This window comes from Arthrobacter sp. B1I2, from assembly GCF_030816485.1.
Lineage (GTDB): Bacteria > Actinomycetota > Actinomycetes > Actinomycetales > Micrococcaceae > Arthrobacter.
Genome location: NZ_JAUSYC010000002.1, coordinates 80,093 through 104,423 on the forward strand (window position 1 = coordinate 80,093; position 24,331 = coordinate 104,423).

13 protein-coding genes and 1 pseudogene are annotated in these 24,331 nt (G+C 61.7%); 7 read left to right on the forward strand and 7 right to left on the reverse strand.

Going from position 1 to position 24,331, the window contains the following annotated elements; translation table 11 throughout:
- Positions 1–535: 535 nt before the first annotated feature.
- The 4 genes from QFZ57_RS20380 to QFZ57_RS20395 are packed head-to-tail and all read right to left on the reverse strand — an operon-like array spanning position 536 to position 8,183.
- Complete coding sequence (locus QFZ57_RS20380; protein WP_306901729.1) at positions 536–2,062, reverse strand: NAD-dependent epimerase/dehydratase family protein; 1,527 nt, start codon at positions 2,060–2,062, stop codon at positions 536–538.
- Positions 2,062–4,305 (reverse strand): glycoside hydrolase family 3 C-terminal domain-containing protein, encoded by a 2,244-nt coding sequence (locus QFZ57_RS20385; RefSeq protein ID WP_306901730.1) that lies wholly within the window; start codon positions 4,303–4,305, stop codon positions 2,062–2,064. The genes QFZ57_RS20380 and QFZ57_RS20385 overlap by 1 nt, the downstream gene beginning before the upstream one ends.
- Positions 4,302–6,800: a glycoside hydrolase family 78 protein gene (locus QFZ57_RS20390; RefSeq protein ID WP_306901731.1), complete on the reverse strand. Its 2,499-nt coding sequence runs from the start codon at positions 6,798–6,800 to the stop codon at positions 4,302–4,304. Before QFZ57_RS20390 ends, QFZ57_RS20385 begins: the two co-directional genes overlap by 4 nt.
- A gap of 30 nt (positions 6,801–6,830) precedes the next feature.
- On the reverse strand, positions 6,831–8,183 hold the full coding sequence (locus QFZ57_RS20395) for an MFS transporter (RefSeq protein ID WP_306901732.1): 1,353 nt from the start codon (positions 8,181–8,183) through the stop codon (positions 6,831–6,833).
- Positions 8,184–8,318: 135 nt separating this feature from the next.
- Between QFZ57_RS20395 and QFZ57_RS20400 the strand changes: the two genes are divergently transcribed.
- The 4 genes from QFZ57_RS20400 (at position 8,319) to QFZ57_RS20415 (ending at position 15,892) form a co-directional block, all read left to right on the forward strand.
- Entirely contained in the window at positions 8,319–9,290 is a 972-nt protein-coding gene (locus tag QFZ57_RS20400) for a LacI family DNA-binding transcriptional regulator (RefSeq protein WP_306901733.1), read from the forward strand.
- A gap of 771 nt (positions 9,291–10,061) precedes the next feature.
- Entirely contained in the window at positions 10,062–12,410 is a 2,349-nt protein-coding gene (locus tag QFZ57_RS20405) for a glycoside hydrolase family 3 N-terminal domain-containing protein (RefSeq protein ID WP_306901734.1), read from the forward strand.
- A 227-nt stretch (positions 12,411–12,637) separates the two neighbouring features.
- Positions 12,638–14,968 (forward strand): family 78 glycoside hydrolase catalytic domain, encoded by a 2,331-nt coding sequence (locus QFZ57_RS20410; RefSeq protein WP_306901736.1) that lies wholly within the window; start codon positions 12,638–12,640, stop codon positions 14,966–14,968.
- 3 nt (positions 14,969–14,971) lie between these two features.
- Positions 14,972–15,892, forward strand: coding sequence for an alpha/beta hydrolase fold domain-containing protein (locus QFZ57_RS20415; protein ID WP_306901737.1), 921 nt, complete (start codon positions 14,972–14,974; stop codon positions 15,890–15,892).
- Between the two features lie 408 nt (positions 15,893–16,300).
- On the opposite strand, the pseudogene QFZ57_RS21650 reads toward QFZ57_RS20415, so the two are convergent.
- A pseudogene (locus QFZ57_RS21650) lies at positions 16,301–16,402 on the reverse strand (IS3 family transposase); the annotation flags it as partial.
- Positions 16,403–18,174: 1,772 nt separating this feature from the next.
- Here QFZ57_RS21650 and QFZ57_RS20425 point away from each other — a divergent pair.
- Positions 18,175–20,025, forward strand: coding sequence for a glycoside hydrolase family 15 protein (locus QFZ57_RS20425; protein WP_373461325.1), 1,851 nt, complete (start codon positions 18,175–18,177; stop codon positions 20,023–20,025).
- Between the two features lie 102 nt (positions 20,026–20,127).
- Here the strand turns inward: QFZ57_RS20425 and pdxS are convergent, their stop codons facing one another.
- Together pdxS and QFZ57_RS20435 are read right to left on the reverse strand one after the other, a co-directional pair.
- Positions 20,128–21,024, reverse strand: coding sequence for a pyridoxal 5'-phosphate synthase lyase subunit PdxS (pdxS, locus tag QFZ57_RS20430; protein ID WP_306901740.1), 897 nt, complete (start codon positions 21,022–21,024; stop codon positions 20,128–20,130).
- Between the two features lie 234 nt (positions 21,025–21,258).
- On the reverse strand, positions 21,259–22,674 hold the full coding sequence (locus QFZ57_RS20435; protein WP_306901743.1) for an NAD-dependent succinate-semialdehyde dehydrogenase: 1,416 nt from the start codon (positions 22,672–22,674) through the stop codon (positions 21,259–21,261).
- Positions 22,675–22,841: 167 nt separating this feature from the next.
- On the opposite strand from QFZ57_RS20435, the gene QFZ57_RS20440 reads away from it, so the two are divergent.
- Complete coding sequence (locus QFZ57_RS20440; protein ID WP_306901744.1) at positions 22,842–23,624, forward strand: FadR/GntR family transcriptional regulator; 783 nt, start codon at positions 22,842–22,844, stop codon at positions 23,622–23,624.
- Positions 23,621–24,331 (forward strand): cache domain-containing protein, encoded by a 711-nt coding sequence (locus tag QFZ57_RS20445; protein WP_306901745.1) that lies wholly within the window; start codon positions 23,621–23,623, stop codon positions 24,329–24,331. The genes QFZ57_RS20440 and QFZ57_RS20445 overlap by 4 nt, the downstream gene beginning before the upstream one ends.

Consider the following 24,331-nt stretch of genomic DNA (forward strand, 5'->3'; position numbering starts at 1 on the left):
CTAGCCTGACGGTATTTCAGCGACCCCCTGACGTCCGGTTGGGGTGTACTCCGGCATGACGTCCTGCAGGAACAAACCATTTAGAACGCCTGGACTTGTCTGGAGCAGCGCGGCAACGTCTTGCTGTTTGGACCAAAAGATGCCCCTGAGTTCCGGTTCTTGGATCGGGCGTTCCCATCGTCCAAGTTCCCTTTCTTCGCGGGGCGGCTTAGGCATGGCGGACGTACACGTCGGGGCCTTTCTCGATGATGCGTCGAGGTACCGCCCCGTTCTGCTGCAGCCACAGGAGGCTTCCGTCGTGTGTCACGCATTCGACTGTCCCGAGGTCTACCAGCTTTCCGAGATGGTGAACCTCGACGGGCGAGCCAGCCAAGGTGCTCCAATCGTCTTCTGGCTGCCAGTGGCTTGGTGTTGTGCCGGTGCTGGGTCCGGTCGGGGGCCCGTTCACTGTGATTTCGTTGGGGTTCACGGCGTTCCTGTCTCTTGCTTCTTTGGGGGTTCCGTGTCTGGGTGTTGTGATCGTTCCTGAGCGGGGTCAGGGCTTTCGCTGTGGTGTACCGGCTGCACCGCCCGATGCTGCGGCTGTCGGGACTGGTTGTTCCGTGGTTTGGACAAGTTGGGCGAGGAAAGGGTTCCGCGCGGCTTGGTCCGGGTAGGTGGCAGTGTCGGCAACGCAGGTGGGGCACCAGTGACCGGCTGTCAGGACCAGCCGGGGGCTGGCATCGAAGACGTGGCCGAATGCGCACCTCCACTGGATGGTCCTGGTGAATTGTCCCGGGGCGATGTCATGGGTCAGCAGTTGGCCGCCTCTGAATTCGGCGGCGGATCTGTAGTCGGTTTCGGTCCATTCGGATGGTCTTTTGGCTTCGTCGTACCCGTGATCCAGCAGGACTGGTGTCCGGTCAGGCATCGGGGGCTGGAACGTGGACCAGTCTCCGATGGACTGCCAGTTGGCGAGGGATCCGAAGTGGGCGTTGATTTCCGTGGGGTTGCCCGATCTGATGGCCTGCATGGTGCCGCGTGGCTGTCGGGTTAGGGGTTTCATGACCAGGTGTTTGATGAGCCAGCCGGGGACTTTCCCGGCGGACTTTACGGCAGGGGGCAGGGTGGCGACGGCCCGTGACAGGGCTTCGGGGAAGGTGTCCTGGCGGAAGGGTACGAGCGCTTGCAGGCGGTCGCTGTCGGTGTACCAGTGGCCGTGGAAGTTTCCGGTGGCGAACCAGTTGCGGTCGTACCAGCGCCGGATGTCCTGTACTCCCAGCGCGTCGGCGATGGCGGTCTGAAGTTCCCAGTTGGTGAGCCGCCACGGGTCTCCGCCGCCAATGTTGTAGATCCCGCCCCAGAATTCCTCGGGGACCGCGGGTTCGCAGATGTTGGCCAGCAGCCGGGCGGAGTCTTCTACCGATACCCATTCGATAACCCCGTCCAGGGTGGAGTGCGTCATGATGGGGTCGCGGATGGTGAGCATGTCCGGGTGGAAGATCCCGGTTTGCCGGAGCCAGGCCCAGCGGGGGAGCCCGGAGTCGACCAGTTCCCGCTCTGCGATGACTTTGGTTTGCCCGTATTCATCGAAGGTTGAGACGCGGATCGGGTCACCAATGCGGCCCCAGTGGTGGGGAACAGCGCGGTTCCCGGTTTCGGCCACCGATCCGACTCCGACCACTTTGATCCGGGACGGATCGGGCTGGTTTTTGACGGCCCGGATGATGTTGCGCATGCTGCCGATGTTGACCTTGCGGGCCAGTTCGGGGTGCTGGTCAGCCAGGGGGGAGACCACGGCTCCGACGTGCAGGATGATGTCGGCATCAGCGACGCAACGCTCTACGGCTGCCGGGTCGGTGAGGTCTCCCCAGACCACGTCCAGGTTTTCCATGTCGCTGAATTGCTCCAGCGCGGCCCGGTCACGTTTAGTGGGCAGCACGAGCGCAGTCACACTGAACCGGTCCCCGCGTTCCCTGAATTCCCGGAGCGTGGCGCGTCCCCAGTTGCCCGTTGCACCGGTGAGGAAAACACGGGTCCGGGCAGCCGTCCTGGTGGCGGCTCCGTTTGCGGCGGTGGTCATCAGGCTGCGGGTTCCTTCCGGCTGAGCTCCATCAATGACTGCAGGGCTTCCGGTGGGAAGGCTCCGTTGGTGAAGGCCAGGAACTGCTGCATGGGCATGGACTCAACCATTTTGAGTTGGGCTGGGTTCTCTTGGGCCTGTTGGGCTTGCTCTTCGGTCATAGACGCGCTGAGGCCGGCCATGAGTGCCGGGCCGACGGTGGGGTGGGCGAACCAGTCCCCGACGGTGGAGTCTAGGGTCAGTTCTCGGATAATGCTGTCCCCTGCAAGGGTGATGTCCTGTTCGGCCACAACGGTGGAGGCGTCGGAGCAGAGCTGTACGGTGTACGTTCCTGCCGGTACCACCCAGCGGCCCAGTTCGATGTCCCAGTAGGCGAAAGCCCGGCGGTCCAGGGTCAGTGCGACCTGCTTGCTTTCACCTGGTGCAAGGCTGATTTTGGTGAAGGCACGCAGTTCCCGGAGGGGCCGACGGACCGGGCCGGCCGTTGTGGCGACGTAGACCTGGACGACGTGCTTGCCGGGCCGGTCCCCGGTGTTGGTGACGGTCACGTGGACGGTGACACTGTCGTCGGAAAGCGTCTCGACGTCCAAGCCGGAGGTGTCGAAGGTCGTGTAGGAGAGTCCGTGCCCGAACGGGTAGCGGACTTTTACGCCGGCGGTGGTGTAGTAGCGGTAGCCGACGAAGACTCCTTCGCTGTAGCGGACGTGTCCCTGTTCTCCGGGGAAGTTCAGCCAGCTTGGGTTGTCTTCCAGGCGCAGCGGGATGGTTTCGGCAAGCCGCCCGGAGGGGTTGACGATACCGAAGAGGACGTCGGCGAGTGCCCCGCCGCTGGCTTGCCCCAGCAGCCAGCCCTCAACGATGGCGTCGACGTCATCGTGCCATCCTTCGAGGGAGACGACGCCTCCGTTGGACAGCACGACCACAGTTTTCGGTGCTGCCGCGGCAACGGCCCGGATCAGTTCGACCTGGTTGGCTGGCAGTTCAAGACCGGTCCGGTCGAAGCCCTCGGACTCTTCACGTTCGCTGAGCCCGGCGAAGATCACGGCGACGTCGGCAGTCCGGGCAAGGTCTACAGCTTCATCCTGCAGGATCGCGGCGTCCGGTTCTTCAAGGGAGAAACCGGGTGCGAAATCGATTGTCCCGTTGTGGTCCATTGCGAGGGCCGTGAGTTCATTTAGTGCCGAGTCAGTCCGGGTGGCGTTGATGTGGGAACTTCCGCCGCCCTGGAAGCGGGGGGACACGGCGAAGGGGCCGATGACGGCGATGCGTTGTCCTCCGCCCAGCGGCAGGACTGCCTGGTTTTTCAGCAGCACGATCGATTCTGCTGCGACTTCGCGGGCCAGGGTGTGGTGCTGGTCAACTGGCACCTTGTTCGTGGCTTCCCCGCCGGGAAGGTTGGTCAGTGCGAGGACGCGGCGTACGGCGTCGTCGACTTGGTCTTCGGTGAGCCGGCCGTCGCGGACGGCGTCGACGATCTGCTGGTCGGTGCCTCCGCCGCTGCCTGGCATTTCGAGGTCCATCCCGGCGGCGACGCCTGCGACGCGGTCACTGACCGCGCCCCAGTCGGACACGACGGCGCCGTCGAAGCCCCAGTCATCGCGCAGGACATCGGTCAGCAGCCACTTGTTGTGGGAGGCGTAGACGCCGTTGACCTTGTTGTAGGAGCACATAACGGTGGCGGGTCGGGCTTCGGTGACGATGCGTTCGAAGGCGGGGAAGTAGATTTCGCGCAGGGTGCGTTCATCCACGTCTGCGCTGATACGCATCCGTTCCGTTTCCTGGTTGTTGGCTGCAAAATGCTTGAGGGAGGCACCGGGGCCGGTTTCCTGGAGGGCGGTGACGTGGGCGGATCCGAGCACGCCGGAGAGCAGGGGGTCCTCGGAGTAGTACTCGAAGTTCCGCCCGCACAGCGGGGACCGCTTGATGTTCACGCCCGGCCCCAGGACGACGGACACGCCGAAAGCGAGGGCTTCACGGCCGACGGCGGCACCCACCTTGGCGGCCACGCCCGAATCCCAGCTCGAGCCCACTGCAACGGCGGGCGGAAAGCAGGTGGACGGCAGGCTGTCGTTGATGCCCAGGTGGTCGGACTCGGCGTCCTGCCGGCGGATCCCGTGGGGGCCGTCGGTCAGGACGATCGACGGTATGCCGGCCTCATCGATGCTCTTGGTCGTCCAGAAGTCTTTTCCGGACAGCAGGGACGCCTTCTGTTTGAGAGTCAGCAAGGAAATGTCGGCGGTCATACGTGGGTTCCTTGGGAAGCGGAGGTGAGTGCGGAAGTGAGGTCGTTTTTGAGCTCGTCGGAGGCGCCGGGGACGTAGTCCAGCATCGTGCGGACGGACATGACGGCCGCCTCAGGTGCGCGGCCGTCCAGGGGCACTCCCGGGAAGTGGCTGGCGAAGGCGTCGGTGAAAGCGCGCCAGGCCCGGGCGTTGCCGGCGATCTGGCCAAGGGTTGAATCCAGGGTGAAGACAGTATCGGCGGCTGCGTCTTCTCCCAGGTCGTAGGACCATTCGTGGGTGCCGCCGCTGATGTGGACTGTCTGGGAGTCAGGGTGCAGCGGGAGCGTGACCTCTGCGGTGGTTCCGGCCGGGATGGTGGCTTCGAGGGACACGGTTCGGTCCGTGATGGACCAGGAGATACGTACTTCGCCGTGGACGGTGTCGTGGCGCAGCGTCGCGCGGGTCAGTCCGCCGCCGGGTTGGGGTGCGATGCGCATGTGCCGGTAGCCGGGCTCGAGCGCGCTGAGCCCGCCGATGGTGCGGTGCATCCAGTCCACGACTGCGCCGAGGGCGTAGTGGTTCAGGGAGGTCATTCCTGACGGGTTGATGGTCCCGTCGGGCCGGATGGAGTCCCAGCGTTCCCAGATGGTCGTCGCTCCCATGGTGATGGGATACAGGAACGACGGGCAGCCGGTTTCGAGCAGGAGGAGGTAGGCCTCGTCGAGGTGGCCGGTCATGGAGAGCGCGTCGGTGACCAGGGGAGTGCCGGCGAACCCGGTGGAGATCCGGTAGCCGGATTTGGCCACGGTGGCGGCGAGGACTTTTCCTGCGACCTTCTGCTGTTCGGTGTCAAGGATTCCGAATGTGATCGCCAGGGCATATGCGGTGGCGGTTTGGTCGACCAAGCGTCCGTTCCTGGTGACGTATTCGTTGAGGAACGCCTCCCTGACACGTGCCGCGAGGGCCGTAAATTCTTCGGCGTCCGCTGCCCGGCCTAGGATCCTGGCGGTATCGGCCATTTCGCGGGTGGTGCGGCACAGGTAGGCCGAGGCGACGAGGTGCCTGTCGGTTTTCCCGCCTGCCGGGTTGTCCATGGGGGCGTCCGGGTCCAGCCAGTCACCATATTGGAAGCCGCTGCTCCACAATCCGTTCTCGTCCAGCAGGCCTGCGACCTGGCGGATGAAGGCTGTCATGGAGTCATAGGCGTTGGCGAGGATGGTCTCGTCACCGTATTCGCGGTAGAGGGCCCAGGGCAGGCTGACCGCGACATCGCTCCACAGTGCTGTGGGGGAGGACGGGGTGGACAGGACGTCGGGAACCACCCACGGCACGAAGCCCTTTTCCGCCTGTTCCGCGGCGAGGTCCTCCAGCCAGGATCCCAGTACGGCGCGTACGTCGTAGAGGAACGCTGCTGTGGGGGCGAAGGCGTTCAGGTCACCGGTCCAGCCCAGGCGTTCGTCGCGCTGCGGGCAGTCCGTGGGAACGCCGACGAAGTTGTCCCGCATGGACCAGACCGCGTTGGCGTGCAGCTGGTTCAGCAGCGGGTTTGAGGTTTCCAGCCAGCCGGCGCGGCGCATGTCCGAGTGCACCACGATCGCCCGCAGCGAATCATTGTCGGGGGTGCCGGGCCAGCCGTCGATCTCGACGTAACGGAAGCCGTGGAAGGTGAACTTCGGCTCCCAGGTTTCGGGCTTCCCTCCGCGGAGCGTGTACCTGTCGGTCGCCTTTGCGGTGCGCAGGGTTTCGACATCGATCTCGCCGTGGGTCATCACTTCGGCGTGCCGGAGCGTGACCACGGTACCGGTCGCGCCCTGGACCGTCAGGCGCACCCAGCCGGAGATGATCTGTCCGAAGTCCACTACGGTCTTGCCGCTGGGGGTGGTGAGGATCTCCACCGGGGCGATTTCCTCGATCCGGCGGATCGGATCGGCCGTGGCTTCGAACAGCGCCTCAAGGGGCCAGTCAAAGACCTCAACTGGATTCCAGGTCGAGTCGTCGAACCCGGGCTGGTCCCAGCCGTCGGATTCGAGCCGGGCGTCGAAGTCTTCCCCGTCGTAAAGACTGTTGGCCCGAACGCCCCCGGTGCCTGCCCGGAAGGAGCCGTCGCTCGTGACTGTTTCAGTCCGGTGGGCATACTCCAGGACCAATTCCAGGAAGAGCGCCGGGCGATCAGTGTAGTGGTGCCGCTTGTCCTCCCAGCCCAGCCGGCCCATAGCCCATCCCTGACCCACAATGGCGCCGAGGGCGTTCGCTCCCAGGGTGATCACTTCTGTGACGTCGTGGGTGCTGACGGCCAGGCGGTGCTTGTATGAGGTCCAGCCGGGAGCGAGGACTTCATCGCCCACTGCTGCCCCGTTCAGGTGGGGTTCGACAAGTCCCAGTGCGGTGATGTGCAGGGTGGCGCGTACAGGGAGTTCGGGAACGTCGAATTCGCGGCGGAAGTAGACGGCTGGGTCGTTCTCCTGGCCGTGGCAGGTGGTGGGGGTGATGAACTGGCCGGTCCAGTTGCGGGGCATAACGGATTCCTCAAATAAGACGTGGATGGTTTAGCGGACGGAGCGGATACGGAGGACGACCAGGCCGCCTAGGATCGTGCACGCGGCGGCTATGACGTACAGCAGGAGGTAGTTCTTTTCCCCTGAGGCGCTCACCCCGACAGCGAGGAACAGCGGGGCGATAAGCGGCGCGATCGACTGGGGGATGGAGGTGGCAAACCCTGTGATGCCCATGAATCGTCCCGCGTCCGTATCCCGTTCGGGAAGGACGTCCAGGAGAAGGGCCTGGTCCACTGCGGAGAACGCGCCGATTCCAAGGGATCCAAGGAGGGAGCCGACCACGAGCATTGGCATGTCGGTGGCGAACGCCATGACAATCGCGCCGGCGCCAAAGATGATGCCGGAACCGAAGATAAAGGCGCGCCTGCGCCGCAGTTTGTCCGAGATGAAGCCGCCGCCGATGGCACCGGCGGTCGTGGCGAGGATCCCGGCCATGGAGAGAATGGCGATGATGCCCGCCACCTCGGTGACGCTGACCCCGAGGCGTGAAGCGAAGAAGAACGCGGTGAACGTGGTGTTCAGGGTCAGGCCAAAGTAGAACAGGAAGCGCCCCAGCCAGTTCCAGGAGAAGTCGGGGTACTGCTTCGGGTTGTAAAGATATTTCCGGAGCAAACCGCCCAGGTTGAGCTTTTCCTCGAAGGTGTTGCCCCGGCTGTCCTTTTCGTGCACCAGGAGAACGAACAGGAGGGTCAAGAGTACGCCGATGGCTCCGGGAACAAGGAAGAGCAGCAGGTTGTTGGTGGTGAAGCTGCCGGCGAGGACCACGCCGACGACGGGTGCCACCTGGGTGGCAAAGCCGGTAAGGCCGGCAACCTTGCCGCGTTGGCTCTCCGGCAGGCGGTCAGCAGTGGAAATCTGCAGGTTGCTCAGTACCTGGCCCCAGCCAAGCTGGGCGAGGATCCATCCTGCTCCCAATACAAGTACGTTGGGGGCAACGGCCATGACAACCAGGGAGATGACTCCGAGGATCGTGCCGCCGATCATGAAGGGGCGGCGGCGGCCGAGCCGGGTACGGGTCCGGTCACTTGCTACCCCCAAGAATGGGGCGGTGAGCATGACGGCGAAAGCACCTGCACCGGTGATGTAGCCGAGGTATTCCTCCCGTCCCGGTGCCAGCTGGCTCAGCCGGATGGCCAGGGAAATGGCCAATGGCGTGATGAAGGCGACGAACACGCCGAACTGGGCGAGCACCATCAACCAGATGTATTTCTTGCCAACGGGAGTTAACCGCTCTGCCGATGGTGTCGCTGCAGCCTCAGGGGACTCCGGGAAGACATCCAGCTGGGGGAGAGGGTGAGGCAAAGGTGCGTCGGAATGCGCGGTGTTGCCTATTGGAGAATTCATTATGTGACTCCGTTGTCGATGCGAAGAAGGTGATGCGTATCGCTAGCGCGGGCTAGCTCGATCGATGGTACCCGAGCAAACTAGCGCGCGCAAGGTAGTATTGGCGATATGGGCGTAGAGGCTAAGAATCGGCGAGTGACAGCGGCGGATGTGGCGAGGTCGTTGGGCATTTCCAGGGCGACGGTGGGCTTTGTCCTCAACAACACGCGGGGCCAGACAATCTCTGAGGGAACGCGGCAGCGGGTCTTTGCTGAGGCGGAGCGCCTTGGCTACCGGCCGCATAGTGCGGCCCAGGCCCTCGCGCGGGGGCGCAGCAAAATTATCCTGCTGGCGCTGCCCGACTGGCCGGTCGAGCACACTTTGGGCCAGCATATTGCAGAAGCTTCCAGAGTCCTGGAGGAGGCCGGCTATTCCCTGGTGACGTATACGCTGCACGAGAGCGAAACAGTCAGGCCTCTCTGGGAAGTCCTTGACCCCGACGTGGTGATGGGCCTGCTCCCGTTTTCCGAACGCGATCTCACCTCGATGCGGGCCAGCGGTATCTCCGCGATCATTCCCGACCCGTCGTCCGAGCCGGCATCGTGGGAAACGGGGCCGAGTATCATCGCGGGGCCCGAGCTTCAAGTGCAGCACCTTGCCGGTTTGGGGCATCGCAGGGTCGCCTTCGCGGCCCCGGATGATGCCCGCCTGGCACGCATCATCGAAGCCCGGTTCGCGGTAGTCAAGGACTGCGCGGCAAAGCTGGGCCTGACAGCACCGGGCCACCGCTACATCAGTTTGCATGATTCATCGGCGCAGCTGGCCCTCAAAGAGTGGCTGGCAGCCGGCATTACCGGCGTGGTTGCCTATAACGACGAAACTGCCGCAGCCGTCGTCGCCGCCGCCATCCGGGAGAACGTCGCCGTGCCGGGCGATCTGGCCGTCGTCGGCCATGATGACAATCCCTGGGCCGAGCTCTTCGTCCCTAGCCTCTCCAGCATAAGGTTCGACATAGAAGGGTTGGGCCGTCAAATCGCCATGAATGCCCTGGCTGCCGTCGACGGACGGGTCACACCCGCCGAGGACCCCACACCCATTGCCACCCTCGTTCGACGCGAATCCACCTGACCGCGGGAGTCATCGACCGACAACCCGCTCACGGCGCACTGACATCTCTTCCGCCTGGCGCGTCCGGCACTCGCCCATCGCCTGCGGGATGCCATGAGACTGACATCATGGGCTATGTCCCCGGCCGAGAAAGCTTCATGCGTTCTGCCGCTGGTCGGCAGAACACACACTCTTTACGTCTTGGCTAGCGCGTGCTAGTCTTCCGAGCACAGGAAAACCGCGTACCCGCGGTCCGGACGACATCGGAGTCTTGCATGCCCACTTACAGACATCGCGCCAGAGGTGATCTCTGCCGGGAGCGGCCGGCGCGTGACGAACTCCCATCCGTTGCAGGCGCCGGGGACACTCGCCTGACACGGGCTGAGGGTCGACAGGCTGAACCATCCGACTGATACCGCTAACCATGTCCCGACTGCAGTTGGAGGGCCCCGGTCCCGACGGGACCGCCAAATCAGCTATGAGCTCGAGGTGCTTCCTCCTCTGATCCGAACCCGCCACTCGGCGCGGTGGTCGAATGGTTCATCTCAGGAATCCGCGGACTTAGCCCGGCCGGCCGGGCTGCCGCTGAGCAAAATCGCCCGTCCCCCGAGCCGGGCTCACCCCCGCTTCAGTAACCATTGATACCCCTTCGACCAAATCACCACCGGAAGCTGAACCCGGGATCCGGCATTCTTAGCGTCCAACTACCCGCAGGCGCCACCGTCGGCGTGCATCGCTTTCCCTCTATGACAACCTCGCTGACGCATCACAGCCTCCAATTAGGACATCTCTATGACTGATATTCCCGCACTGGTCCAGCGCCTCGACCTGGAAGAGAAAATCGCCCAGCTCCACGGCATCACCATTTTCGATCTCTTAGACACAAACCCCAACGCAGAAGCGGCTACCACCATGACCCGCTTTGATCTGTCCAGGATCACCCAACTTCGCCCTCACGGTGTCGGCCATGTATCCCTCACTTGGCTGCTGAACCCCTCCTTTGGGGGTCTCAAACAGGACCTAGCGGAGCTTCAGGAACACGCCAGGCAAACCAGCCCCTTTGGGATAGGCGCCTTGATCCACGGAGAAGGCGTGAACGGATTCCTGCACGCCCAAGGCTTCCAATTCCCCACGGCATGGGCGCAGGCAACCACCTGGGAACCTGAGCTTGTTGGTCAAGTCGGCTCCATGGTGGGAGGGCAAATGCGCGCTGCCGGGGTCCATCTGGCATTCGCTCCCGTCCTGGACGTCGCAAGGGACCCCCGCTGGGGCCGCGTTCACGAAACTTACGGCGAAGACCCTGAACTCATTGCACAGATCGGGACCGCCTACATCCGGGGGGTACAAGGACAACATAACGACTCCGGTGTGCTCTGTGCCGCCAAGCATTTTGTGGGTTACGGAGCATCCGAAGGCGCCCTTAATCAGGCAATGGCATCCTTGGGCCGGCGGACCATCGCAGATGTCTACGCGGAGCCCTTCCGCCGCGCCATCACTGAGGCAGGCCTCTCATTGGTCATGAACTCCTACAACGAGATTGACGGGACCCCCTCCGTTGCCGATTCATGGCTGCTCACCGACTTCCTCCGCGGACAGCTCGGCTTCAGCGGCCTTGTCGTGAGCGACTACGATGCCGTCAGCATGCTATTGAAGACGTACCACACCGCCGCAACCGCCGGCCAAGCGGCAGCTCAGGCATTGACAGCCGGGCTCGACGTCGAACTCCCAGGCAACGAAACATTCGGGTCCCTGCGCGATGAAATCGCCAGTGGCCGTCTGGCCGAACACGTCCTGGACACCGCCGTCGAACGTGTCCTGACACTCAAAGCCCGACTCGGGCTGATCCCGGATATGACACCACGGCCCAAACTCCAGCCAGCCCGGGACCCTCAGCCCAAGGACGCCGCGGCCCTGACACGCACGATCGCCGACAAGAGCATCGTGTTGCTGGACAACGACGGAACACTCCCGCTTAACCCGGCACGCCGGATCGCTGTCGTCGGTGAACTGGCCGATGAAATCCGCATCAACTTCGGGGCTTACACGGCGGTCGCCAACGAAGAGCAACCCTTGGGCATCATGCAGATCATGTCCGGCAAAGTCCGCGGAATCGACCCCGCAAACGCCATCTTCACCGATCTCTTCCAAACCCGCCTGCCTGGCATCGAGCCGGTATTCGAGGCACGCGCCCGCGAAATCCACCCTGAAACGCCCACGATTATCGACGCTATCCGGAAGGCGTCCCCGGGAGCGGGCTACCACCCGGTCGGCAGTGTTCACCAGGACGCCGCGCCCATCAACGAGGATGAGCTTGCCCTCAGCCTCGAGGATGTGGATACCGTGGTCGCAGTGGTCGGTGAGCGCACCGGATGGGTCGGCAACCACACAGCAGGGGAGGGACGCACCAGCGCCCTGGTTTCCCTGCCGGGCAACCAAGAACAGCTGATCCAGGCCCTCTCCCGGCTCGGCAAAAAAGTCGTCACTATAGTCATCACTGGCAGGCCGCTGCTCCTCGAAGCCGTCGTCACCTCGTCAGCCGCGACCATCATCGCCCCACTGCTCGGTGAACATGCAGGGCCAGCCCTGGCCGACGTCGTATTCGGCAACACCAACCCCAGCGGAAAGCTGCCCTCCAGCTTCCCCCGGCACCTCGGCCAGTTACCCCTCTATCACGGACACAAGTACGGCAGCGGCTACGACCACCCCACCGGCACCCGCCACGGGTACACGGATCTGCCCGAGAACTCACCACTGTTCGCTTTCGGCCACGGACTGAGCTACACCACTTTCGAGACAACACTCGAAGAAGTAACGGCAAGAGCTGATGAACTTACGGTCCGTGCCACGGTACACAACACCGGCGCCACCAGCGGAGACACCGTCTTGCAGGTCTATGCCCGCGACGAGGCCGCAGTCATCGTCCGGCCGGTACGACAGCTCGTCGCCTTCCAGAGGGTATCCCTGGCCGCCGGAGAACAACAGACCCTCAAATTCGCAGTCCCTCTCACCCGGCTCGCCTACAGCATCTCGGAAGACCATCGAATGCTCGAAGCCGGGGACCTGACTGTCATGGTGGGCTTCGCCAGCGATGACGTTCGCGCTGAAAAGACCATTCAGAATGCGCAGGTAGTCGCGGGCTAAAGTGAACGACTGCGACACCCATCCCAAAAGAGCGACCCTTAGGAGCGGGGTGGATCCAGGAGTGCCGCCCCGCTCCCCGTCGAGGACGGCGCGACGGTCGTCGCCAACTTCTCCACTACCCGAAAAAATGGCTCAACCGTTGTTTGGCCGCGGCCAGGTCGTATGCCATTGAGACGGGGCCAATTCCTGAATTCACCCATGACTCCACAGACTGCAGAAAGACTTCCTTGACTGCCAAGACTAATACCACCGTCCAGGACCTCCTTGCGAAGGCCGCCTGGATCCAGGCCGCTGAAGACACTATCCCTCCAGCGGGCGCACGCCCGGCTTACGAGTTCCGCACAAAATTCACACTTGACGAGGTGCCATGGCATGCCAGCCTGGCGGTAACGGCGCACGGGATCTACGAAGCCTTTATCAACGGGTTTCGTGTTGGCGATGAGGAGCTGTCACCAGGTCTGAGCAGTTACGCCAAAACGCTCTACGTTCAGGACCACGAAGTCACAGGTCTGCTGAGCACGGGCCTGAACGAACTGCGCCTGGTGCTGAGTGATGGCTGGTTCCGTGGAAGGTGCGGACCCAGCCGGGTTCCCGATAACTTCGGGACGCGTACCGCTCTTATCGCACAGCTTGAAGTTCAAACGTCAGCCGACGTCATCAGGATCGCTACAGGACCTGACTGGGAATACGGCACCGGCCCCATCACCGCGGCAGACCTCATGGACGGGCAGACCGTGGACTTCACGAGAGCCGGAAATATTGCATGGCAGCCTGTCAGGATCGCACGTGATTCGTTGACCCTGGACCGGTCCCGGCTATCGTTTTCGCCGGCGCCACCCGTTCGGCGTGTTCAGGAGTACGCGCCCACGGCGATCACCAAGCTGCCCGGCGGCCGCCAGATTGTGGATTTCGGACAAAACCTTAACGGCTGGGTCAGGTTGTCCGCACTCGGCCCGGCTGGAACAAGGATCACTCTTACCCATGGTGAAGCCCTCGACCGCACCGGTGACCTCACTACCGCACACCTGGCCTACACCCAATACCCGGACCCCAACCCGCTGCCCACCGGCCAGACCGACACTGTCATCTCCCGCGGGAATTCCCGTGACGTGTTCGAACCACGCCACACCACCCACGGTTTCCGCTATGTTGCCGTCGACGGACTTCCCGAGGACCTCAACTCAACCGATATCGCTGCGATCCTCGTGCACACTGACCTGGCCCCTACCGGCACCTTCGATTGCAGCGACGAACTCCTCAACCAGCTTCACCGCATCGCAAAAGCCAGCTGGCGCGCCAACGCCTGCGATGTGCCCACTGACTGCCCCCAGCGGGAACGCTGGGGATATACCGGCGACTACCAAATTTTCGTCCGCAGCGCTGCCTTCCTCGACGATGTTTACGGGTTCTCCAGAAAGTGGCTGAAATCGCTGGCCGATGACCAGCTCGACAACGGCTGCATCACCAACGTCGCCCCCAACACGGGAGTGGTCGACAACCCAGAAATCCCGCTTTCCTTTGACGGGTCCGCTGGCTGGGGCGACGCAGCCACCATCGTGCCCTGGCAGCTCTACGTAACCTACGGCGATGCCCGCGTCCTCAAAGAGAACTTCGACATGATGACCCGATGGGTGAACTACGCCGCCCGGATCGCCGCAACCCAACGCCACCAATCCCGCCAGGAAATCAGGCCCAACCCGGCACCCCATGAACGCTTCCTCTGGGACTCAGGCTTCCACTGGGGAGAATGGGCCGAGCCGGGAGGAGCCTTCGACTTTGCCGGGGACAAAGGCATCGTGGCCACCGCATACATGGCCCGCTCCTCCGACATTGTCTCTAGAGCCGCCGCCGTCCTCGGCCGAAACGACCTCGCCCACCACTACCGGGAACTTCACACCAATGCTGTTAACGCCTGGCGGACCGAGTACCTCACTGCGGAGGGCCACCTCACGGTGGAGTCACAGGCGAACTATGTGCGCGGATTCGCTTTCGGTCTGATCCCAGCAAAGCTTGAGACCAACGCCGTCAATCGCCTCGTCGAACTCATCCGGAAAAAGGACACCCACCTGTCCACAGGCTTCCTCTCGACACCTTTCCTCCTGCCAGTACTGGCAGATCACGGCAGAACAGATACGGCATACGAGCTCCTCTTCCAGGACACGGCTCCCAGTTGGATGACCATGCTCAACAGGGGAGCAACCACGATCTGGGAATCATGGGAAGGAATCAGCGAGGACGGGATCCCACATGAGTCGCTGAATCACTACTCCAAAGGAGCGGTAATCACGTTCCTGCACGAATACATCGCGGGTATCCGTCCCGACGAAAACTACCCCGGGTACGAGCAATTCAGCATCGAGCCCAAGCCCGGACACGGACTGAGGTGGGCGCGGGCCACCATGCGCACCGCGCGCGGAACGATCACCAGCTCATGGCACATCCAGAACAGTACGTTCACTCTGGACGTGAGAGTTCCTGCCGGCTGCACCGCCCAGGTCGTCATGCCCTCCGGGACGCGGTACACGGTCGGGCACGGAAACCACACCTTTACGGAGTAGCACATGAAAACACTTACCTCACCCCGGCCTTCCCTGCACAGTCGCCTGATGCGCTCCATCCTGCTCCGCACCAAGAACACCAGCGACATCGCTGCTACCGTCGCTAAATATCAAGCGGAGGAAGTTGATGGCAGACCTGACCCAACCCCCACCCGCTCGGCTCTATCAGGCCTGGCAGTAACACGGATGATGATTGCAGACACAGTCGTTTTCCGCTTGAGGCCCAAACGAAGGGAGCCGAGAAGGGCCGTTCTGTATTTTCACGGCGGCGGCTACATTGAAGACACATCGGTAGGCACTTGGACACTCGGCGCCCGAATGGTCAAGGACGCCGATGCCGAGGTGTGGATACCCGCCTACCGGTTGGCGCCCCGGCAAACGGCCGAAACAACAGTGGCTGTTGGGCATGCCATGTACGAAAAACTGATTTCCGTCTGGGCCCCTGCAGCCGTGACCGTGTCCGGCGATTCAGCCGGTGGCGGGCTTGCCCTGGCAACGGTGCAAGCGGCCGCCGCGTCAGGCCTGCCGATGCCCGCGATGCTCGGCATGTTCGCGCCTTGGGTTGACCTGACAATGTCCGACTGGCGCGAAGAGACCGCTGAAGATCCCATGCTGGACCTCCATAGGCTCCGACAGTCCGCGAAAGCCTACGCCGGTGCGCTGGCTCTTGACGATCCCCGCGTCAGCCCGTTGCACGGACGCCTTGCCGACCTCCCCTTTACCTGGATCACCGTTGGCGACGACGATCTGCTCGTTCACCAAAACCGCCGTCTGCGGACGCGTCTTGCAGAAGAAGAAGTGCCCCATCAGTACCTCGAAGATCCGGGGATGCCCCATGTTCACATTTTGTTTCCCATACCTGAGGGACGCAAAGCTTTGAACGCCTTCCTGGAAACGCTGAAAGCACGCACCGGCGCCAGGTAGCGAAGCAGCAACGTTGGCATCAGAGCAGTGCGGTGTTCGATGGCACGCCGGGTCGCGGCGGCACCCTGTGTCTGGCCTTCCGGAGCTTGAACGTATCCCCTCTGTGAGTGGACGGCCGATCCGACGCCTCCTGCGGCAGCGGTCCAGGCAACAAGGGCCAAGGACATCGGGTCCACCACCGGCATCTGCAGCCACAGGCGGGAATTGATCAAAAGGATCACTCCGGCCGACACCGTCGCGACAGTTGCCTGGTTACGCGGCTTGATGATGGCGAACGACACAAGACAGGGCCAGGGCGATGCCTTCCCGCTGTCGTTCCCTGATGAACTGGGCCCCGATAGTTGGACTGGCTAAATGGGATTCTAGGCTGCGAGGGTTTGGGCCCGGTATTGCACCGGGCTCAGACCCTTAAGCTGCGGAGATTCTTTCGTTGTTGTACCAGCGGACGTACTTGTTCAGCGCCGTTGCCAGGGCCTCGGTGTTGAGGAACCGGACACGGTAAAAGAGTTCTTCCTTGAGGTGGGCTGGGAAAACTCACGCCAATCGAATGTAAAACAATCAATCGGACCGCGCTCAAAGCGGCCTAAGACCCTAATCAAAAGCGGGCAGTCCCAAATTTCTTGCCCTCCTCTTAGGTTGCTAGATGCCGGTTGCTCACCGGTAACTGGGGGTCAGGTCGAGTTCATGCGTCTGCCCATATGGCACCGTCGGAGATAGGGCGACGGTGAATTTGGCGTGATTATGGCGTGTAACGAGCACTCCGCAGGTTTTTTCAGCTGTTGCTGCTTTGATAGCGGTTCGCAGCGCTAGGGTCAGCTGAGTCTCCTTGTCTGCCGGGTTCTGTACGTGCAAATCGGCAATGATCCTTTGCATGATTTCCTCTCATATGGTCGTTAAGACCTTTGTCATTGGTACTAAATCTTGGGTTGTGCTGACAGCGGCGGGCTGCGAGGGGACCAGCCGCGCCACCCCTCAGCGACCTGCGCTCAAATTTCGGGATGCGAGGCGGGCGAGGTCTCGTGAAACAGCTGCCATCGCTTCTATCCGCGCAGTACTGCTACTTGCCGTCTTTGGATATTTCCGCTTCCCGGGACTGTTGCCCCGCTGTCGGAGGGGCTTAGGGTTCAGCTCGTATGCTGTTAAGCCGGCGAGCGGGTCGTGGAAGATGCTCTCATGCTCCACCAATGCTGGCCTCCTGTCTCAGTGATTGAACTGGTATTCGTACTTTCAAATCCTGTGCGCGGAAGTGTTCTCTCAGCAGGTCAGGGCAGCAACTTGCCAACTTGGGCTCTGTTTGATGGCGCTATGTCGAAAACTAGGGTCCAAATGGTAGGTCTTCCGCCCAGCCGGGGCATGTTTTCCCCTTGTTCGAGGTAGCGAAATGGCGCGGGGTCACCGTCCGGCCGCCACCAACCACTTACTGGCGCAAGGTCCCCGCTAGCTGCATTGAGGCACGCTTCCTGGTGCTCTTGCACGTGTTGTTCATTGGCTGGCGTCATGGTCCTTGATGTTCCTAATGCATGAGGTCGCCGTTGACGGACGCCTATGTCCTCAGATTCCCAGACTGAATCCAGGGGTGGTGGACTAGGGCCTCCCAGTTGCGAGAGTGGGAGGCCCTAGTGGTTTAGGTGATCCTCCGGGGAACGGGCTCGAGTCTGTCCTGCCGTAGTTCGTCGCTGCAGACTGGCGCCTTAGTTGGCTGGAGCTTGAGCTCCAGCCCGGCTAGGTTCCGCTGACTGCCATCTGCCGTGCCACATGCTGAGTGCCTGGCAGGCAGGTGAAAAACGGGGGTTGGACGACAGGCGCGAAAGGGACGACGAGCCACTGGCCGCCGTACAACTCCACATACGAATCGGAAGGGCATTTTGCGTAGGCTTCTTCCCGAGTCATCTCGTTCTCCTTTGGACTGTGTCAAGTAGTTCGGCGAGCAGTAGATGGCGGATCGGTCCCGACCCCGGCAACTACTGGTTGTGATCTCGTTTATAACTATAGTTTTAGATGTTTCCAATTGGAAGGGGTAGTTCAAAGTTTCTCCTACAAACAGCAGATTCTGCGGGCTTATCCGCTTTGCCTCAAAAATCTAAGGCCAAATGATTGAACGAGGATGTGCCCTAGGAGGAGAAAGACAGCGACGGTGCCCCGGGTTGGGCCGTCTACGTGTTGTGGCCAGGGCGGCCTGGAACCCCTCTGGTCGATTCCTAATTGAACGGGAACGGAGTAGAAGAGGCTACTTTCGCAGTTGAGGCCTGCCGCCGTTACAACAGTTGTGGTTGAGTGAAGCCATGGCCGCCCCCATAGAGGATTACGCGCTGCTCTCAGATCTCCGTACCGGGCCCCTGGTGTCCCGGGATGGGAGCGTTGACTGGCTGTGTTTCCCACGCTTTGACTCACCATCGGTTTTCAGCAGCCTTTTGGGAACCGCCAAGCACGGCCGGTGGTTATTAGCTCCAAATGAGCCAACAGCAGTGGTTGTCGAACGCCGTTACATTGAATCAACCTTTGTGCTCCAGACCACCTGGGGGACGACGACAGGGCAGGTACTTGTCACAGATTTCATGCCGGTAGGGACCGAAGGTTCGTCTCTTGTGCGCCGGGTGACGGGGCAATCAGGAACGGTGGAAATGCGTCAGGAACTCATTATTCGTCCGGGGTATGCAGGGGTCGTGCCCTGGGTGAGCCGCGTCCAAGACGTTGCCGGCACAGGTGTGGCGGTCCTGCTCGCGATGGCGGGTCCTGACGCTTTCGCATTAAGAGGACCTACACTCCCACTTGCGTACGCTCACGGGCATGAAGGAACTTTTGACGTATCCGAGGGTGAAACCCTGGATTTCCAATTCACTTGGTTTCCTTCGTACCGTCCGGCCCCACAAGCCATTGATGTCGACCTTGCGTTGGAAGAGGCCGTCGACTTTTGGACACGGTGGGGGAGCCACTGCCGCGACGAAGGTACCTATGGGGGCGCGGTAAAACGTTCGCTGTTGGTGTTGCGGGCCCTTACCCATCATGAGACAGGGGGTATTGTCGCCGCCCCCACAACATCGCTGCCAGAGGACTTCGGCGGGCCACGGAATTGGGATTACAGGTTCTGCTGGTTACGGGATGCAGCCCTGACTCTGGAGGTGATGCTGACCCACGGCTACGAAACGGAGGCACTGCAGTGGCGCAACTGGCTCCTTCGCGCCCTCGCGGGCGATCCCGAAGATCTTCAAATTATGTATGGCGTTGGGGGCGAGCGGGACCTGCCGGAAAGAGAGCTTCTGCATCTTCCGGGGTACGAGGACTCGAAGCCCGTCCGTATCGGCAACGAGGCGGTGTCGCAATTTCAAGCCGATGTTGTCGGTGAAGTGATGGTGGCGTTGGAACGGTTACGCCTCGCCGGAGGCAAGGAGGACCACTTTTCCTGGGCCCTTCAGCGGGCATTATTGGGATTTGTCGGGAAGCACTTCGACGATAAGGATTTTGGCCTCTGGGAAATGCGAGGTGAACCCCAATACTTCACCCACTCCCGCGTCATGATGTGGGCAGCCTTCGACTGCGGAATTCGGGCAGTACGCCAGCACGGCCTACCCGGCGATACCGACCTGTGGGAGCGTCTGCGCGACCGGCTCCGGGCAGAAATCATGGCCAAGGGCTTTGACCCTAAGCTCAATTCCTTCACCCAAACATATGGAGGGGGACAGACCGACGCTTCCCTATTGGTACTGCCCCAGGTTGGCTTCATCGCCTACAACGATCAACACATGCTGGGAACCGTCGCCCGGTTGGAGGAAGAGCTTCTAACGGACGGCGGCCTGTTGCTTCGTTACCGGACGGAGAGCGGGCTTGACGGACTGGAGCCCGGAGAACACCCCTTCCTGGCCTGTTCATTTTGGCTTGCTGAGCAGTACGTCCGCACGGGACGCCGGGCTGATGCCCAGTCCCTCATGGACAAACTTGTAGGGTTTACCAATGAGCTAGGCCTGCTGAGCGAAGAGTACGACGCAAAAGAGATGCGGATGGCGGGCAACTACCCGCAAGCTTTTTCCCACCTTGCTCTCGTGCGAGCAGCTGATGCTATGCATGGCGTCGACCGCCTTAGCCTTGCCGTCCAAACTGGTGACCAGGGCGACCCGCGTTCGGCCGGTCAAGGGTGACTGCTCCCACTTTGGCTTGATGAGAAGACTGCACAGCTCGGCGACAGGACCGGACCGCCCAGCTGTTATCTGATATCGACACTCAAGGGCTCGATGTACTTGTTACCAGCCGCGTTCGGCGAGGCGGTGCGGCTGGGGGATCTCGTCGACGTTGATGCCCACCATGGCTTCGCCCAGGCCGCGGGAGGCCTTGGCGATGACATCGGGGTCATCGAAGAAGGTGGTGGCCTTCACGACGGCGGCGGCGCGCTGGGCCGGGTTGCCGGACTTGAAGATGCCGGAGCCGACGAACACGCCGTCAGCGCCGAGCTGCATCATCATGGCAGCGTCAGCCGGGGTGGCAATGCCGCCGGCGGTGAACAGCACCACCGGGAGCTTGCCGGCAGCGGCGACTTCCTTGACCAGTTCGTACGGGGCCTGCAGTTCCTTGGCCGCAACGTACAGCTCGTCCTCGGGCAGGGCGGCGAGCTTGGCGATCTCGGAACGGATCTGGCGCATGTGACCCGTGGCGTTGGAGACATCGCCGGTGCCGGCCTCGCCCTTGGAGCGGATCATCGCCGCGCCCTCGTTGATGCGGCGCAGCGCCTCACCGAGGTTGGTGGCACCACAGACGAACGGAACCTTGAAGTTCCACTTGTCGATGTGGTTGACATAGTCGGCCGGGGTCAGGACCTCGGACTCGTCAATGTAGTCCACGCCCAAAGACTGCAGGACCTGGGCTTCGACGAAGTGGCCGATGCGGGCCTTGGCCATGACCGGAATGGACACGGCGTCGATGATCTGGTCGATCATGTCCGGATCGGACATGCGGGACACGCCGCCCTGGGCACGGATATCGGCCGGAACGCGCTCCAGCGCCATCACAGCAACAGCACCGGCATCTTCGGCGATGCGGGCCTGCTCGACGTTGACGACGTCCATGATGACGCCGCCCTTGAGCATCTCAGCCATGCCCCGCTTCACGCGGCTGCCGCCCATCACGCTGTCTTCTGTGTTCATGTATATTTCACTGTCTTTCAAGGGCTCAGTTCCTTAGGAGCCGTGGCGCGCACTCATTTCAACGGCCGGCGTCTGGAGCTCTCTGGGAAGACCCTGCTACTTGCTGGCAGTTCAGATGATCGGATTGCTGCTTCGGTGATGTTGCTTTGAATGGCTGTGGGCAGTAAGAGTTGCAGCGGCGGGAGCCCGTTATCCACGGGCTCCCGCCGCTGGCGACCGATGTCCCTGTCGGCCTTAGGGCTTTACTGAATCCCCGGCCCCTACCTTGGGAGCAGGTCGTTCAGGAGTGCGGATCAGCTTCTTGTTCACGAACTCGTTCATTCCGTAACGCGCGAGTTCACGGCCAACTCCAGACCGCTTAACTCCGCCGAATGGAAGATCGGCCTGGGAATCGGTGTTTCCGTTGATGAACACCATCCCAGTCTCGAGGCGGTCAGCAACGGCCTTGGCCTTTTCCACGTCCTTGCTGAACACCGCCCCGCCAAGGCCGTAGGGGGAATTATTAGCCAGCTCGACGGCTTCGTCCACGTCAGCGACCTTGTACACAACGGCGGCAGGCCCAAAGAGTTCCTCTGAGAAGGCTCGCATGTCCGGGGTTACATCCGCCAGGACTGTGGGTTCGACGAAGGCACCGGGCCCTGGCAGGTGCTTGCCACCAGTCTTCAGCGTGGCACCCTTGTCAACGGCATCTTGGATCTGCTCGATCAAGTCATCGGCCGCTGCCTGGGTAGACATCGGTCCAAATTTTGTGTCCGGGGACAGCGGATCGCCAGGCTTAATCCGGGACATTTCATCCGTAAATTTCTGAACAAACTCATCGTAAAGATCAGCTACCACAATGAAACGCTTTGCGGCTGTGCAGGCCTGGCCGGCATTACTCATGCGGCCACTGACGGCAGCTTTCACCGTTGCATCCATGTCCTCGGTATCGAGCACAATGAACGGGTCACTGCCTCCAAGTTCGAGAACATATTTCTTGAGGTTACGGCCGGCCACCTCGGCGACGGCTGCACCGGCACCCTCACTGCCCGTCAAGGAGATACCCTGAACCCGCGGGTCGGCGATAATCTGCGCCACCTGCTCGCGCCGTGCAAACACATTAATGTAGGCAGCTTCGGGAAGGCCTGCGTCATGGAAGATTTTCTCCATGGCCAGTGAGGACTGCGGGCAGTTGGCCGAGTGCTTAAGCAGGATTGTATTGCCCAACATCAGATTGGGGGCCGCGAAGCGGGCAACCTGGTAGTACGGGTAGTTCCAAGGCATGATTCCCAGGAGCACGCCGACTGGGGTCGACCTGACGATGGCCTCACCGCCGCCTTTTACACTCAGGTGTTCATCCTGCAAGAAGCCCGGTCCTTCGACCGCGTAGTAGTCGAAGATGTCTGCAACGAATGAAACTTCACCACGGGCCTGAGCGAGCGGTTTCCCCATCTCAAGGCTGATGATGCGTGCCAGTTCGTCGTTGCGTTCGCGATAAAGCTCTGCGACCCTGGCAATGATCTTCGCGCGGCTTGCTACCGGCGTCTCACGCCACCTAAGGAATTCCTCCTGAGCGCGAGCGATTGCGTCACTGATTTCTGCTGAAGTGGCTTCCGGAAATACACGAAGTGTCTCGCCAGTAGCGGGGTTAATGGTTTTATAAGCAGTCATTTATTTGCCTTACCAATCGATAGTTTTTGACGGACTGTGAAGTTAAAAGATCTCGAATAGGATAAGTTCGAGAAATATAATCGGCCAATATCCAACACGCTCGGGATGTCTGCTGTGTCGTCCGGGAAGGAATATAGAATCGCATAGAATAGAAAACAGTTCGGTTGATGAAGGAGGCTGAAACGCGCATGGCAGAGCTGGCTGACTTCAGTGCACAGATTTACCGCACCCTTCCCGAGTTGGACAGGGCCGATGCCATCGTGCAGCGCATCAACACCGCAGTGTCGCTTGGCCTCATCCGTCCTGGCGACCAGCTTCCGGCCGAACTTGAGCTTGCCGAAATGTTCGGTGTCGCAGTCGCCACGCTCAGAGAGGCTCTGGCCACGCTGAGGGACCTCAACGTTGTTGAGACGCGGAGAGGTCGCTTCGGGGGAACGTTCGTCGTCGGCTCGCCTAGCCCCTCGTTGGACCTGCTGCGCAAACGCATCACGTCCCTGTCCATGGCTGAGCTGCGGGATCTGGGTGACGAGCACGCGACCATCGCCGCTGGCGCGATCCGCATGGCGGCCGATCGGGCGGACCCTACCGACCTGGACATGCTTGAGTCGCTGGCTCATGCACTGGAGCGTGCCGATTCCCCCGGCGCCCGTACGCGTGCCGACAGCAGGTTTCATATCGGCATCGCGGTGGTGGCCCAGTCCGAACGGCTCATGACGTCCGAGGTCCGCCTTCAGGGAGAAGTGGGTGAACTGCTGTGGGCGCCCCTTACCAGGGAGTTCGATCAGGTCCGCGCGACGGAGGACCACCTCGCCATTGTTGCTGCCCTGCGCCGGGATGACCGGGAGCTGGCCCAAAAAATTGCGCTCGAGCACATTCGTGCGAATATTTATCATCTGATTGACGTCAAACTAACGCTGACATACGCGACGCATGACAGGGACCAATTATGAGCAATGACGCTATCGCACAGGAGTGCGCGAACAAGATCAGCCAATGGTTTAAATCCTTTTACCAGGACCTTGAATCCGCTTCCGATAAAATGAGCGAATCGCTGACGCGTCGAATGGGCGACCGCACCAAGATCAATAATTCTGATTTGCTTGACCTCCCTGAAATATCCCGTTCGTTCCTCGAAGGACACCATGCCGCCGTTGGCGCCGGCGCCATCTTCGCGGTGGCCAGCGTCAGCAAGGCGCAGGGGGCTCTTGAGTGGTGGCTCCGGGATGATGCGGGCCGGATCAGCAAGCGGGAGTTCGACCTGGTTCCTGATACTGACGGCTTCTACGATTACGAGCAGCAGCCCTGGTTCACGATTGCTGCCCGTACCGGTCACCACACCCTGGTAGGGCCTTACGTCGACTACCTCGGGATGGGGGAGTACATTCTCACCCTGACGGTGCCGCTGTACATCAATGGTGGCTTCGTTGGTGTTACGGGAAGTGATATCAGGGTCAGGGACCTGGAAGGAGTATTCGTTCCGGCAATGCGCGCGGTACCGGGGGACGCGGCTGTGCTGAACAGCCAGGACCGGGTCATTGTGAGTAACTCGGGCCGATTCCTGGTGGGGGACCGGGTTAAGAAGACCCCGCCGGGCGCACACAAGATCGCGCTGGAAGTTCCGGCTCTGGATCTTCATTTCCTGTACCTGGCATCGTAG

Excerpts from the sequence above, each read along its gene's own strand:
- QFZ57_RS20445 (WP_306901745.1), top strand. The coding sequence starts at position 23,621 with ATGAGCAATGACGCTATCGCACAGGAGTGCGCGAACAAGATCAGCCAA.
- QFZ57_RS20440 (WP_306901744.1), top strand. The coding sequence starts at position 22,842 with ATGAAGGAGGCTGAAACGCGCATGGCAGAGCTGGCTGACTTCAGTGCA.
- QFZ57_RS20390 (WP_306901731.1), bottom strand. The coding sequence starts at position 6,800 with ATGCCCCGCAACTGGACCGGCCAGTTCATCACCCCCACCACCTGCCAC.
- QFZ57_RS20405 (WP_306901734.1), top strand. The coding sequence starts at position 10,062 with ATGACTGATATTCCCGCACTGGTCCAGCGCCTCGACCTGGAAGAGAAA.
- QFZ57_RS20425 (WP_373461325.1), top strand. The coding sequence starts at position 18,175 with ATGGCCGCCCCCATAGAGGATTACGCGCTGCTCTCAGATCTCCGTACC.
- pdxS (WP_306901740.1), bottom strand. The coding sequence starts at position 21,024 with ATGAACACAGAAGACAGCGTGATGGGCGGCAGCCGCGTGAAGCGGGGC.
- QFZ57_RS20395 (WP_306901732.1), bottom strand. The coding sequence starts at position 8,183 with ATGAATTCTCCAATAGGCAACACCGCGCATTCCGACGCACCTTTGCCT.
- QFZ57_RS20435 (WP_306901743.1), bottom strand. The coding sequence starts at position 22,674 with ATGACTGCTTATAAAACCATTAACCCCGCTACTGGCGAGACACTTCGT.
- QFZ57_RS20415 (WP_306901737.1), top strand. The coding sequence starts at position 14,972 with ATGAAAACACTTACCTCACCCCGGCCTTCCCTGCACAGTCGCCTGATG.
- QFZ57_RS20385 (WP_306901730.1), bottom strand. The coding sequence starts at position 4,305 with ATGACCGCCGACATTTCCTTGCTGACTCTCAAACAGAAGGCGTCCCTG.
- QFZ57_RS20380 (WP_306901729.1), bottom strand. The coding sequence starts at position 2,062 with ATGACCACCGCCGCAAACGGAGCCGCCACCAGGACGGCTGCCCGGACC.